Source organism: Qipengyuania sp. JB2-7, assembly GCF_055693485.1.
The window spans coordinates 1,525,136-1,538,685 of the sequence record NZ_CM146335.1 but is presented as its reverse complement, the minus strand read 5'-3'; the positions used below and the strand labels follow the sequence as shown (position 1 = coordinate 1,538,685).

Here is a 13,550-nt window from a genome sequence, read left to right as displayed (position 1 = left end):
CATCGCGCAGATCTTCTTCGAGCGCGTGACGCATCTTGGCGCCATCTTCCAGCTCAGTAGCGTAGAAACGATAACTGCCGCGGCTCGCCGCCTTTCGCCGCATACAAAGCGAGGTCAACCGCTTTCAAAACGCCCTCGGTTTCAACCCCGTCATACGGCGCGATTGCAATGCCAATCGAGGTGCCAATGATCGCCCGCGAACCATCAATTGAGTAAGGTTGAGAGATCATCTGTATCAGTCGTTGACCTAGATCGCCCAGGTCACCGCGGTCATCCATGTCGGGGAGAATTATGAGAAACTCATCGCCGCCCAGACGACCGATTTCGCCCTTTTCACCAATGATCTGCTTCAATCGCGCTGCAACCTGCTTCAGCAGCTCGTCACCCGCTGGATGCCCCAGCGTATCGTTGACTTGCTTGAAGCGGTCGAGATCCAGCATCAGAATGGCGCAAGACCGTTTGAGCGATCGATATGCCTTTAACCGTTTCGCCAGCTGCTTTTCCATGCGGTGGCGGTTGGCCAACCCTGTGAGCGAGTCATATTGTGACAAACGCTCTGCATTCATATGCTTTTCGCGCACATCGGTGATGTCGGTTGCACTGCCGCGATAGCCAACAAAGCGATCCTGATCGTCGAACTCTGGCCGACCGACTAAATCCCACCAGACCTCTTTGTCGTCAGAATTGAGCCGAACAACAACGTTTGAAATGGAGGTGCGTGAAGTCAGCAGGAACTTCAATGGTCGTTGGACTTCCTCATCCTGTTTCGGCGCGTCCATGCTGACGATTTCAGTAAGCTGCTTGCCAAGAAGCGAAGCCATATCCAATCCTGCACGTTCACAGGCTTGCTTACTGAGATACGTTATGCGTCCTGCAGCGTCGGTGGCCCAGAATATCCCTAAACCAGCGGCTTCAAAGTTTTCGAGCAAGCTTACACGTGAGCGAAAGTCGGCTGCCTCAATCGGTGTAAATGGCCGATCCTGCGGGCTCTGTTCTACAGACTCATTGCGTGAAAAGATGCTGCTAAGTTGCACGCAAAAAGAGCTCCGGGCGAGGCGTGCGTTTTAACATGCGCACGCAGTTAGACATTCGGGGTATGCGTTTACGGTGAAATGGTTGAGATTTGATAACCATCTGATTGACGGGCAAAGCGTCGGACATGTCCCTTTGCAACCTTCAAGCCGTCGACGAATTTTTTGGCTGATGTGCGCACGCCTTGCATTCATGTAGTTTCGCACGCAGTATCCGGTCAAAAGGCAAGGCAAAGCCGACTAAGGGGAGACGACACGGGTATGCCAAATCTGGAAGATGAAGCAGCACAGTCAACGAGCGCATTGGGGCCGATTGTTGGCCTAACGCGTGAGGATATTTTCGGTGCGGTCGCTGTTCTGCTACGCGAAACTGCATCTGACCCGCAGCGCCTTATGAAACACAGCCGCACCATGGGCGATGACATGATCAAGATCATGACTGGCAAAAGTGAGCTTGCGCCTGATCCGAAGGACCGTCGTTTCAAGGATCAAGCGTGGCAGTACAACCCCTTCATGCGCGCCGGGATGCAGTATTATCTGGCCGTGCAAAAGGGGATGGCCAATTGGCTGGAGGAACTTGAGCTTGATGAACTGGAACGTGACCGTGCGCGTTTCATCTCAAACATCATTATCGACAGTGTCGCACCGACCAACACTCTTGTCGGTAACCCTACGGCGCAGAAAATGGCCATCGACAGTGGCGGCTTGAGCCTGATCAAGGGCCTCAAAAACGCCTATGACGACATGGTCCATAACAAGGGGATGGTCAGCCAGGTCGACAAAAAGCCGTTCAAGCTGGGCGAGAATGTTGCAATCAGCAAAGGCTCGGTCGTGCTGCGCACCGAAATGATGGAATTGGTGCATTACGCCCCGACAACTGATGAAGTGCATGAAATCCCTCAGCTCACCATCCCGCCGCAAATCAACAAAATGTACATCAATGACTTGAGCCCCGAAAAGTCGGTGGTGAAGTATCAGCTCGACAATGGTATCCAGACATTTGTTATTTCCTGGAAAAACCCGACCAAGGAGCAAGGGCATTGGGACATGGCCGACTATGTTCGGTCGTGCCGAGAAGCGATGGAGGCGGTTTCCAAGATCACAAAATCGAAGAAGGTCAACGTTTCTGCTGGCTGCTCCGGCGGGCAAACCGCAGCGATGCTCGCCAGCAAGATGGCATCGGACAAGGACGATCTACTGGGCGCTCTCACCCTGATGGTGTGTGTTCTTCACCCGCAACAGAACGACATCGAAGCAGGCAGCCTGATCTCTGACAACGGTCTCAAGCTGGCCCGCCGTCGCGCAGAAAAGAAAGGCATTATCAAGGGCGACGATCTGGCGCGCGGCTTCGCCTGGTTACGCCCGAACGATTTGATCTGGAACTACGTCATCAACAATTACCTGCTGGGGCAGGATCCACCCGCATTTGATGTGCTGTTCTGGAATGCTGATGCGACCAACCTCTCTGCCAGCTTGATGGGCGACTTTCTGACAATATTTGAAACGCTTGCCTTCACCAAGAAAGGTGAAGTCGAGATGGTCGATCACAAGATAGATTTATCGAAAGTGAAGAGTGATCTGTTCATTCTGGGCGGCGTCACCGACCATATCACACCGTGGAAAGCGACATACCGGTCGACCAAGCTGTTTGGGTCTAAGGATGTCACATATGTCCTATCGCATTCGGGGCATATGCAAGCCATCCTTAACCCGCCCGGAAACCCTAAGGCACGCTATTACCTGCCTAAGAAAGCTGCAAAGCTGCCGGATACAGCCGATAAATGGCTGGAAACGACTGAGGAAGTTGCGGGCAGCTGGTGGCCCTATTGGATGGAGTGGGTGCAGGCACGGTCTGGCAAAAAGAAAAAGGCACCCAAACAACTTGGGAACAAAGCCTACGCACCTCTGGACCCGGCACCCGGCCTCTACGTACTGGACAAGTGCTGACACGGCACAGGTTCCAAGGGGAGCTGTTAATATAGTCCCGATAACAACAAGACATACGGGCGCATTCGGGAGGAAAACCGACGTGGCGAAAGCAAAAAACAAATCAATGACGGCTGACGTCACGATGGAAGATGTGGGTGGGCGAACGCTGCGTGTTGCCCGGTGGCGACTTGATGAGCCCAGCAATCACCCGCCGATCCTGTTTTTTAACGGTATTGGCGCGAACATAGAGGCGGTTGCACCACTGGCCGAAGCGATGGATGATCGCGCTTTTATCATGTTTGATATGCCCGGCGTTGGTGACTCCTCAGACCCCACAATCCCCTATAATCCATTTACGATGAGCTGGACCACAACCAAACTGCTTGATCGCTTTGGAATAGATGAAGTGGACGTCATTGGCATCAGCTGGGGCGGCGCAATGGCGCAGCACTTTACACTGCAACACAGCAACCGAGTGCGGAAGCTGGCACTGATCGCGACCACCATGGGCATGCTGATGGTTCCGGGCAATCCCGCATCCCTATCGAAAATGATCGATCCGCGGCGCTATGTCGACGCCGAATTCATGGCGAAGCACTTCCAGACTTTGTACGGGGGCGAGCTTGAGAAATCAGATGAGAAGTCCAGCCATATTGGCAGGCTGAAAGCACCCTCCCCGCGTGGATACTTCTATCAGCTGCTCTGTATGCTCGGTTGGACGAGTGCGCCCGCCCTGCCATTCCTGACCAAGCAAACGCTGATCATGATGGGCGACGATGATCAGATCGTGCTACCCATTAACGGCAAATTCCTCAATTCGCTTATACCAAACAGCCGACTCTACACGGTCGAGGGTGGCGGGCACCTGTTCCTGCTTACTCATGCGGACGAAAGTATTGCGGAACTGCGGTCGTTCCTGGACGAACCACCCGTTGAGGAAGCGGAAGTGGCGTAGAATTACTCGCTTGCGCGAGATACGCCGCATTGTCCGACCATCGGCAGCCGCTCAGCATTTTCGAGAGCTTCCGCCGCGTCACGCGGACGGTCGGTCGCGATAATATCGACCCCGCCTTCGCCCAGCTCGGCATACCTCTCATCCGTTCCGAACCGCTCGAAGATGTTGTCGAGCGAGTTGGATGAGCGCCCAAGTGTGCCGAAAATCACCTCTACGTCTTCATTGTCGAGCGTCAAATAGAGATCTGGACGCACCGTGCGTGTACCCGTGAAGGCTACGATGTTGCGCGGTGGAATTCCGGCGGCTTCGGCTTCCGCCAAATCGCTGGAACTGCTGAGCGAGAGCGAGATGAGCGCCTCTGGGGCAAGCGCATGCAAACGTGCGGCTGCTTCGACCGAATACGCGATCAGAATCACATTATCAGCCATATCGAGTTCCTGGATCAGGGCGATTGTATCCTTATACGAGGCAGAGCGTTTGAAATCGATCTGCAGCACCGTACGTCCCTTAGCCCATTCCAGAGCCGCGCGAAGGGTCGGCACACGATACGGCGTGACCCAACCTGCCTGATCGACCAGCATCAGTTGCTCAATCTCGCTCCAGGGCACGTCAGTGACATTGCCCGTGCCGGTCGTCGTTCGATCCAGCGTACGGTCATGCATCAGATAGAGAACACCGTCGGGGCTTTGCGCGACGTCAATTTCCATAACGGCCGGAATGGCGGTGAGCACCGCATCCATTGTCTCAAGACCATTCTCGGGCAGGCCCGGTGTAGGTCCACCGCGGTGCGCGGAAATGAGCGTCTTTTGCTCTGCCTCAAAGCAGTCGAGTAGCGCAGAAAGATCGTCGTTAACATCGATCCGCCACTGCCCGTTATCCTGCGCCTGTGCAGAACTCGCCAGCGCGAGCGCACCGACAGCTAAGAGTATGGCCTGTATTTGTATCAAGTTAGCTCCGATCACTGGCGGTCATAAGTCATGTCTTTGGCAGATGCGTTACAGCAAATTTGCAAGGGGGCTAGGCCTGAGTGGGCAGCCAATCACGAAGGATCGTGTTTACCGCATCCGGCGCGTCCTGTTGAACCCAGTGAGACACTCCTAGCAAACGTTCTACGGCGAGGTTCGGCACCCATTCTTCCGTACCCTGCGAGCAGCGAATGTTAAGCGCTACGTCCTCCTCACCCCAAACCAAGAGCGTAGGTGTCTCGACGCGATAGTCGCCCAAATTGACAATATCGCGATATCGCATCGCCGCGCGGTAATAATTCACCATCGCCGCAGGCGCGCCGTCCTGTGCGGCGGCGCTGGCATAGACCGCGCGCACGTCAGGCCCGAACTGTTCCGGATTACAGCTGGTCTTTGCGAATAGATCGTCAATAACCTTCCCGTCATTCGCGCCTAGCCTTCGCTCCGGTAACCACGGCAGTTGGAAGAAGAAAACATACCAGCTCTTCTTGCGCTGCTCCCATGTCTTCAATTCGCGCCGCAAAACCATAGGATGCGGCACATTCATGATGACCAGTCGTTCGATCGGCCTGAGTTTCAGAATCGCAAAGTGCCACGCAATGATCGCGCCCCAATCATGAGCTATCAGAGTGACTTTCTTGGCGCCGCTAGCGTCGACCAACGCGGCTATATCCTGCGTTAGATGATCGAGCGCATAGTTTCGGGCGCCAACTGGTCGTGTCGTCCCGCCATAACCACGTAGATTGGGCGCCCAGACGCGGTAACCCATTTCTGCCAGCAAAGGCATCTGATGACGCCAGCTGTAATGGAGTTCCGGGAACCCATGGAGGCACAGGGCAAGGTGATCCCCTTTCCCAATTTGAGCGACTTCAAAAGTCAGTCCATTGGCCTCGACCCAATCGATGGAAATTCCACTATCAGGCTCGGGATCCCAGCTTGCTTGTCCAGTCATTGAGCGACCGTAGCAGGAAGCACTTCCGTATGCTAAACCAGTTTCAGAGAGAAACTTGAGGAGAGAGACATGGCGGCCTTCGATTTGGTCATTCGCGGCGGAACTATCGTTGATGGAACGGGAAGCGAGCGATTTACTGGTGACGTCGCTATGAAAAACGGGATCATTGCTCAGGTCGGCGAAGTTTCTGGTGAAGGTGCGGAAGAAATCGATGCGACTGGCCTCCTCGTCACACCCGGTTTCGTCGATATTCACACGCATTATGACGGGCAGGCGACATGGGACCAGGAAATGGCCCCCAGTAGCTGGCACGGCGTCACCACCGTGGTGATGGGCAATTGCGGCGTTGGCTTCGCTCCGGCCAAGAAGGAAAAACATGACTGGCTGATCGGCCTGATGGAGGGTGTTGAGGACATTCCCGGAACTGCTCTGGCCGAAGGAATTACATGGGATTGGGAAACATTCCCGGAATATCTTGATGCGCTTGAGAAGCTTCCACGCACAGTCGATGTGGGCACTCATGTCCCACACGGTGCGGTGCGGGCCTATGTGTTGGGTGACCGCGAAGGCCCCGGCGCAGTGCCAACAGATAGCGACGTTGCCGCCATGGCAAAGATTGTGGAGGAAGGCGTACGAGCCGGTGCGCTCGGCTTCTCCACATCGCGCACAGTGCTGCACAAGGATGTCGATGGCGTTTTGGTCCCCGGCACAACCGCGACGGCAGAAGAGCTGGTCGAGCTTGGCCGCGCGATGGGCCGCGTCGGGCACGGTGTGTTCGAAATGGCGAGCGATCTACAACGCGATTGGAATGAATTTGAATGGATGGGCAATCTCAGCCGCGAGACGGGTCTGCCCGTAACTTTCGCCGCCTTACAATCCATCGCCAAGGAATTGCCGCTGGACGAGCAGATCGAAACGATGCGCGCCGAGAACGATAATGGCGCCAACATCGTCGCACAGATTGCGCTGCGCGGGAATGGGATCATCATGGCATGGCAGGGTACCGTTCATCCCTTCGTCTATCGCCCAAGCTGGCAGGCTATTGCTGACCTTCCATGGGCGGAGCAAAAAGCGAAACTGCTCGATCCTGCGTTCAAGGCGCAGCTTTTGTCAGAAGCCAACGACTATTCCGAAGCGCCGACGGATATCCTGCCGGTGGTCGCGGTGATCACTCAGGGATGGGCTATGCAGTATGAAATGGACCCCGATTTCGACTATGAGCCAACGGATGAGGAAACCGTTCAATCGCGCGCGAACAAGGCTGGCGTCGACGGACAGGAATACGCCTATGACATGCTGTGCCGCGAGGATGCGAGCGGGTTCATCTATCTGCCCATCCTGAACTACGCAGACAAGAACCTCGATTTTCTACATCCGCTCCAACACAGCGATGACACTGTGAATTCGCTATCAGACGGCGGTGCGCATTGCGGAACGATCTGCGACGCAGCCTCGCCCACATTCATGCTTCAGCATTGGGTGCGCGACCGCAAGCGCGGTGACAAGATCACGCTGGAAAACGCGATCAAGCGGCAATGTAACGACACCGCGCGGCTCTATGGGTTGGAGGATCGTGGCGTGCTTGCGCCGGGTTATCTCGCAGATCTAAACATTATCGACATGGAGAAGATCAAGCTTGGCAAGCCTTGGCTCGCTTTTGACTTACCTGCGGGCGGTAAGCGCCTGTTGCAAAAGGCGGATGGCTATGTCGCCACAATCAAAAATGGTCACGTCACGTTCCGCAATGGCACGTGGACCGGTGAAACACCCGGCGGGCTGATCCGCGGGCCACAGCGCGCAGAACTGGCAGAGGCGGCGGAGTAGCACTCTCACCGCCACAGCCACGATCCTTACCTAAGGCTCTATCACGATGCCTTTAGCTGGATCCACCGTGCCGCCAATCATCTCAAGATAGGTTGCCTTTGCCGCTTCAATTCCTTGATGACGCTCAATATCAACCGTGTCGCCCACCGCATCGAGGAAGAAACCCCAGCTCGCCGCGATCTGTTTGCCAGCCTCCTCTGGTCCAACATTCTTGAACAGGGCTACGGCATGATCTGGCGCAAAGAATAACGTCGGTTTTGGCCCTGGCATGCCCTCGCCGCCGCCAAGCCCGCCAGCGCCGCGCTCCTCGATATGCGTGGCGCCGACGAGGCAGCTATATTTCAGATCATCACCCAAGGTAACGTGGATCTGCCGCAGCAACCCGGCGTTGCCGGCAAAGTCCACAGAGACCGCAGCCACGTTGCTCAACGTTCCGACATCATCATAGGACAGCACTTGATCATAGAGGCCAGTACCCTCGACGAACCCAACATTGCCCGCGGAGGTCAGCCCGATACGTTTGATATTCGGCGAGCGCTCTTTAGCCACCGCCGCAAGGCCCATCGCAGTCTTCGACGATGCACTGGTCAGGATCACGCTCTCAGCGCCAAACCAGTTTTCATTGCGCATGAAGAATTCGATGAGGAACCCGGTCTTGAACAGCGGGCCAAAGATCATCCGCTCGCCCTCGCGCGCGGGATCATGTTCGGGATCGGCGGTGAGCCGCGAATACTGGTTGTAAACGGGGCTCATCGGTTGGCGATGCTCGTACCGTATCCACAAAACCGCTGGGCGTGATCTTGCCCGGAAATACATCAAGATGGGTCGCCATGGGGATATAGCCGTAGACGCGTTCGCCCACCGCGATATCGGGGCAATTGCTCTCAATAACCTCCGCATGACCCCACATAGGTACGATGCCCTTGCCATCTGGTGCTGGGAAGAAGTTCCAATAGCCAAATCCGTCGCCAACCACTGCGTAGGTGATGTTGTTAGCGGTTACCGAGAAGCTCTCAATTTCAAGACGTGCTGCACCCTCTGCCAATTCGCCTGGTGCCAGCTCGACCAGTGCGGCGTCATCAAGCCTATTTTTGGTAACGTGGACTTGCTGAATCATCGCATCTCTCCTTTGCGATAGTTCTAGCTCAGCCGCGCTCAAACTCCCAGCGCGTTACGGCAATGCTGGGTCTGGCATCACAAACAGCCATCCAGGCGGATAAAGTGTCGCATTGTGCAATACCTTCACGACCTTCCGGTGTTGAGCGCACGCCAAGAAGGTTCACGTACAGAAAGATGTCAGCGAGCGTAAATCCGTGCGACGTCCACGCACCGTCGGATTGCAGGCTAAGCTCAAGAAAGTTAAGTGTTTTCGCTATGTCAGGCAGCGCCCGAGCGATCCGTTCTTTATCGAATGGCAACCTGGCGTGGCGATGCATGATGTACGGCATGACGAGGCCATGTTCGAATAGCGGAAAAAGGTAGTTGTCATTGGTCGCGATCCAATGATCCATGACATACCGGGCATGCGAATCGTCGGGCTGCAGTGCCCCGCCATTATGCGTGCAGTCGAGGTAGCGCGTAATCGGAGCAGTCTCGGTAAGCTCCAGACTATCAACCTCGACGACCGGCACTTTTCCGAAAGGATGGCGATTTTCGGGAGCATGTGCCCCGGTCGGCACCACCTCATGCGATAGGCCAGCCTCTTCGCAGACTATCTCGACAATGCGCACATACGTAGAAATGACCGGCCCGAATATCCGGACATCGGCCACCCCCAACTAAACCCGCATTGGCATCAGCACATAAAGCGCTGGGCTGTCCTCATTCTTACGGATCAATGTCGGTGCGCCCGCATCTGCCAGGTGCAGTTCAACAACATCGGAATCGATCTGGCTGAGGATGTCTTTCAGATACCCGGCGTTGAAACCGATTTCGAGACCGTCTGCGGCATATTCTGCCGCAAGTTCCTCCGAAGCATTGCCATTGTCGGGACTCGTGACAGTCAGCGTGACTTTGTCCTTATCCAAACCCATCTTCACGGCGCGGGTTTTCTCGGTCGCGATGGTCGCAACACGGTCCACGCCCTCAAAGAAACTCTTCGGATCAACTTTGAGGAGCTTGTCATTACCCGTTGGAATAACACGCGAATAATCCGGGAACGTCCCGTCGATCAGTTTGCTGGTGAGAACAACGCCGCCCTCCCCACCCAGCGTGAACCTGATCTTGCTTGCAGACAGGTCGATCTGGACATTGCCATCCAGAGCTTCTTCTAGAAGCTTGCGCAGCTCAGCCACCGCTTTGCGCGGCACGATCACGTCTGGCATGCCTTGCGCGCCATCCGGCTGATCCAGGGTAAAACGGGCCAGGCGGTGTCCATCCGTTGCCGCAGCTTTCAGCACCGGCTTGTCGTCTTCGGATACGTGCAGGAATATCCCGTTTAGATAGTACCGGGTTTCCTCGGTCGAAATCGCGAACCGAGTGCGATCTATCAACTCGGCGAGGGTCTTCGCGGGAAGCTCAAAACTCGTCGGCAGATCACCCTCGACAATAACCGGGAAATCATCGCGCGGGAGCGTGGGCAGCTTAAAGCGGCTGCGGCCCGCCTTGATTTCCATGCGGTTTTCCGCCGTTTCCAGGCTTACCTGACTCCCCTCGGGCAGTTTCCGGGCAATATCGAATAGCAGATGCGCCGAGACTGTGATCGCGCCGGGATCATCGACACTTGCCGCCGCCATATTCTCGACAACCTGTAAATCGAGGTCGGTCGCGGTAACCTTCAATGCGCCGTCGCCGCCAGCCTCAATCAACACGTTGGAGAGGATCGGAATTGTGTTCCGGCGCTCAACGACGGATTGTACGTGGGAAAGACACCGCAACAGCGTCGCGCGTTCAATTGTGGCCTTCATGGGTGCTACTTTCGTCCCTCTTGGCTTAGATACCTAGTCGCACGTGCAAAAAGGCGGAATCGCCCCCTGACGCAGCTTTACGCCATCGACATTAGCGTTAGGGGCATTGGGGGCAAGGCTGAGCCGCTGCCCGTCCTGATTCCTTGGGGATAAAAGCGTAAATTACAAAGACGCCTGAGCTTTCGCGCCAAGCGCTAGCTCATCATCGCCATTCCGCCATTTACATGCAGCGTTTGGCCAGTGACGTAAGCGGCCTCACGGCTCGCCAGATATGCGACTGCGGCACCAATATCGCCGCCCTCACCCATGCGGCCCATCGGGATACGCGCATTAAGCGCCTCTTTCTGCGCGTCGGGCAATTCATCGGTCATCGCGGTGCGGATGAAGCCGGGCGCGACACAATTCACGGTAATTCCGCGACTTGCGAGCTCTTGTCCAAGGCTTTTCGACATGCCGGTGAGGCCAGCTTTCGCCGCTGCATAGTTCATTTGGCCGGGGTTGCCTGTGGCCCCCACAACGCTGGTGATGGTGATAATTCGGCCAAACTTCGCTTTCATCATTGGGCGAGCGGAGGCGCGCATCAGGCGGAAAGCAGCCTCCAGATTTACCCGCATGACCTGATCCCACTCCTCATCCTTCATCCGCATGGCGAGGTTGTCGCGTGTGATACCAGCATTGTTCACGAGAATATCGAGTTGGCCAAGCGTATCGATAGTCGCGGGGATAAGCTCCTCGACTTGAGTGGTGTCGGAAAGGTTGCAGGTGATCTCCACATGATCATGGCCGAACTCGGTGTTTAGCTCTTCACGAAACGCACGAAGCTTGTCGCTGTTCGAACCTGATAGCGCGAGCCTCGCCCCCTGTGCGGCCAGACTGCGTGCAATCGCAGAACCAATGCCGCCGCTCGCACCAGTTACCAGCGCTGTCATTCCTTCGAGGCTGAACATAAAATCACCTTTAAGTTGAACTTCCCCGCCTGTGGCCGAGCCTAGGGCATGTCGTCAACTTCTAGGCTTATTCGATGGGGCAAAATTGGTGCGTCGCACCTCTGCGATTGCGCCACCATTCATGCGACCCTCAACCAGTTCATAGCCCATAAGAGCAAATATGCGGTCGCCCAGAAATATTGGACGAGCGTTGCCGTACCAATCAACGCAAGATGCCTTACACTTATCGTCTACGGCATTCGCGGATGCCGCAACGAGCTCTCCAGCCGGCGAAAACTCGCGATTATCGCGGCGCATGAAGAAAATCGAAGAGCCGCTGCCGAGGAATTCTGAGCCGTTGCGATCGAGTGACCGAGTGATCGGTAGTCCTAGCGTTCCGCTCGCACCCGAAGTAGCACCGCGATCCGGACGATAGAAAAACGCCTGACTGCGAGTCTCACCCTCTCCGGCAGAGGCAAGGAGATACGTATCCTCCAACTTCGCAGTGTTGCCCAACGAAATTGCAGAGAAGCCCAGCGTATTCCGCTCGCCCGGACCCACGGCAATGCCATCGCTGCCCATGCGATCAAACCGCGTCACACCATGTGGCAGACCGACTTTGATGGCATCGCCACCAGTCAGCGGAACAGCGTAGAGATATGGATCGTCGCCTTCGCGGCCATAATCACCGCCCGCATAAAGCAACCAATCGCCAACAAAGCGGTTGTGGAAGCGCCAGCCATCAACACGCGGTAACTTACGATAGGCACTGCGATCCATACCGTCACTGCCGTCGCCGAACTCATCGAAAGGCACGGTCAGAAGTGCAGCGTCGCCGCGAGAGAATTCGCCAGCCCACATGCCCTCGCCTGCGCCCTGTTCGCGCAAGACAACGCGAAGCACGCCCTCACCCGCATCCTCAGCGAAAGAAAACTGGTCGACCGGTGAGCCCTGCGATTGGACCGAGCCTGGCGTGGCGCCGTCCAGAGGCATGCGGATAAGCTGTCCGGGTGTTGATTGACCCACGGAGTCATAAGCCCCTTCGTGCGCCAGCCCAGTCCAGACATAGACCGCATCGCGCGACACATAAAACGCATGTGACCACGTGCCGACAACCGATTGTGCTGTACACTCCAGTTCAGCAGTCGAAACATCGCAGCGTGTTACCGTATGCAAAACGTTTAGGTGATAGCGCCCATCTCGATAAGGCTGGGGAATGTGCAACCCTTGTGGTGTAACCAGTGGCTCTGCAGTGCCATTTGCATCACCACCACGCATCGCCGGCAAGCGATCCCGCCAATTGCCCCAGTCCATAAAAACCGGTGCGTAAAATATCAGCTCATTGCCGATCAGGCGGGAGGCGTAATTGCTCGATGAATAATAATCGCCAGAGCGCAAATAATGCGTATCACGATAGGTCAGCTGGCCATCGCCAGATATGCTGAACCGGTTCACCTCAGTTCCAAAATCGCCATACGAATAACCGATAACAATCACCTGGTCACCGCGGACCAGCATCTCGTCATACCACGTTGACCCTGGGTTCTGCTTGTCCGGCGCAAAAGCATCAACAGCATCGGTGGGCGTCAAGGCATCGTCGCCAACACGGATGGTAAACAGCCGGCCTCTGCGCAGCACGACGAGATAGTCACCAGCGCGTTTGACTATGCCGCCTTCGTCAACGCCCGCCTCTTGCGTATTAGTGATGGACTCGTCGGCAGGCGCACCGGCGTCGGCTACTTTGGATGAGGCTGATTCCAACACGGCATTGAATTCGTATTCCCGCCTTTGTCTCTCGGCCATCTTGGCCATTTTATCCGCGAAAGCTTCAAGCTCAGCCTCATTGGCAAAGCTGTTCAGGCCGCCGCCATGCGTTGTTGTCGCGATGTTTTTCGCCGCAGGCTGGCACCCTGCAGCCGCCAACGATCCTGATGCCAGAAGCAAAAGCGCCCGAAATCGTCCGAATGAAACCATAACGACTCGTCCTCCTGACAAAACGCTACGTCGCGGCGGATGAATGCCGAGCAACGGGAGCTTTGCTATAATGCCGAGCAACGGGAGC

At 55.9% G+C, this 13,550-nt stretch carries 12 protein-coding genes; 3 read left to right on the top strand and 9 right to left on the bottom strand.

The features are described 5' to 3' along the window. Nucleotides 1–53: 53 nt before the first annotated feature. Nucleotides 54–1,034, bottom strand: a complete 981-nt coding sequence (locus tag ACZ1GM_RS07715; RefSeq protein ID WP_472675942.1) for a diguanylate cyclase domain-containing protein — start codon at nt 1,032–1,034, stop codon at nt 54–56. Between the two features lie 258 nt (nt 1,035–1,292). On the opposite strand from ACZ1GM_RS07715, the gene ACZ1GM_RS07710 reads away from it, so the two are divergent. Continuing rightward, nucleotides 1,293–2,978 carry a PHA/PHB synthase family protein gene (locus tag ACZ1GM_RS07710; RefSeq protein ID WP_472675941.1) on the top strand — a complete coding sequence of 562 codons (1,686 nt, stop codon included), beginning with the start codon at nt 1,293–1,295 and terminating at the stop codon, nt 2,976–2,978. Nucleotides 2,979–3,060: 82 nt separating this feature from the next. Then, entirely contained in the window at nt 3,061–3,915 is an 855-nt protein-coding gene (locus tag ACZ1GM_RS07705; protein WP_472675940.1) for an alpha/beta fold hydrolase, read from the top strand. A 2-nt stretch (nt 3,916–3,917) separates the two neighbouring features. Here ACZ1GM_RS07705 and ACZ1GM_RS07700 read toward each other — a convergent pair whose 3' ends face one another. Together ACZ1GM_RS07700 and ACZ1GM_RS07695 are read right to left on the bottom strand one after the other, a co-directional pair. Beyond that, entirely contained in the window at nt 3,918–4,862 is a 945-nt protein-coding gene (locus ACZ1GM_RS07700; RefSeq protein ID WP_472675939.1) for a glycerophosphodiester phosphodiesterase family protein, read from the bottom strand. Nucleotides 4,863–4,932: 70 nt separating this feature from the next. Next, the gene (locus ACZ1GM_RS07695; protein ID WP_472675938.1) at nt 4,933–5,832 is read right to left on the bottom strand and encodes an alpha/beta fold hydrolase; all 900 of its coding nucleotides are present in this window, start codon (nt 5,830–5,832) and stop codon (nt 4,933–4,935) included. A 69-nt stretch (nt 5,833–5,901) separates the two neighbouring features. Here ACZ1GM_RS07695 and ACZ1GM_RS07690 point away from each other — a divergent pair, with 69 nt between their 5' ends. Continuing rightward, a complete protein-coding gene (locus ACZ1GM_RS07690) occupies nt 5,902–7,656 on the top strand; it encodes an N-acyl-D-amino-acid deacylase family protein (protein ID WP_472675937.1) in 1,755 nt (584 codons plus the stop codon). Nucleotides 7,657–7,686: 30 nt separating this feature from the next. Here the strand turns inward: ACZ1GM_RS07690 and ACZ1GM_RS07685 are convergent, their stop codons facing one another. The 6 genes from ACZ1GM_RS07685 to ACZ1GM_RS07660 form a co-directional block, all read right to left on the bottom strand. Then, nucleotides 7,687–8,409 (bottom strand): DUF2855 family protein, encoded by a 723-nt coding sequence (locus ACZ1GM_RS07685; RefSeq protein WP_472675936.1) that lies wholly within the window; start codon nt 8,407–8,409, stop codon nt 7,687–7,689. Continuing rightward, on the bottom strand, nt 8,357–8,773 hold the full coding sequence (locus ACZ1GM_RS07680; protein ID WP_472675935.1) for a DUF2855 family protein: 417 nt from the start codon (nt 8,771–8,773) through the stop codon (nt 8,357–8,359). Before ACZ1GM_RS07680 ends, ACZ1GM_RS07685 begins: the two co-directional genes overlap by 53 nt. Nucleotides 8,774–8,801: 28 nt before the next feature. Then, nucleotides 8,802–9,428: a glutathione S-transferase family protein gene (locus ACZ1GM_RS07675; RefSeq protein WP_472675934.1), complete on the bottom strand. Its 627-nt coding sequence runs from the start codon at nt 9,426–9,428 to the stop codon at nt 8,802–8,804. A gap of 6 nt (nt 9,429–9,434) precedes the next feature. Further along, nucleotides 9,435–10,562: a DNA polymerase III subunit beta gene (gene dnaN / locus ACZ1GM_RS07670; protein WP_472675933.1), complete on the bottom strand. Its 1,128-nt coding sequence runs from the start codon at nt 10,560–10,562 to the stop codon at nt 9,435–9,437. Nucleotides 10,563–10,756: 194 nt separating this feature from the next. After that, nucleotides 10,757–11,509 carry a 3-oxoacyl-[acyl-carrier-protein] reductase gene (fabG, locus tag ACZ1GM_RS07665; protein WP_472675932.1) on the bottom strand — a complete coding sequence of 251 codons (753 nt, stop codon included), beginning with the start codon at nt 11,507–11,509 and terminating at the stop codon, nt 10,757–10,759. A 54-nt stretch (nt 11,510–11,563) separates the two neighbouring features. After that, nucleotides 11,564–13,462 (bottom strand): beta-propeller domain-containing protein, encoded by a 1,899-nt coding sequence (locus ACZ1GM_RS07660; protein ID WP_472675931.1) that lies wholly within the window; start codon nt 13,460–13,462, stop codon nt 11,564–11,566. Between the last annotated feature and the right edge of the window lie 88 nt (nt 13,463–13,550).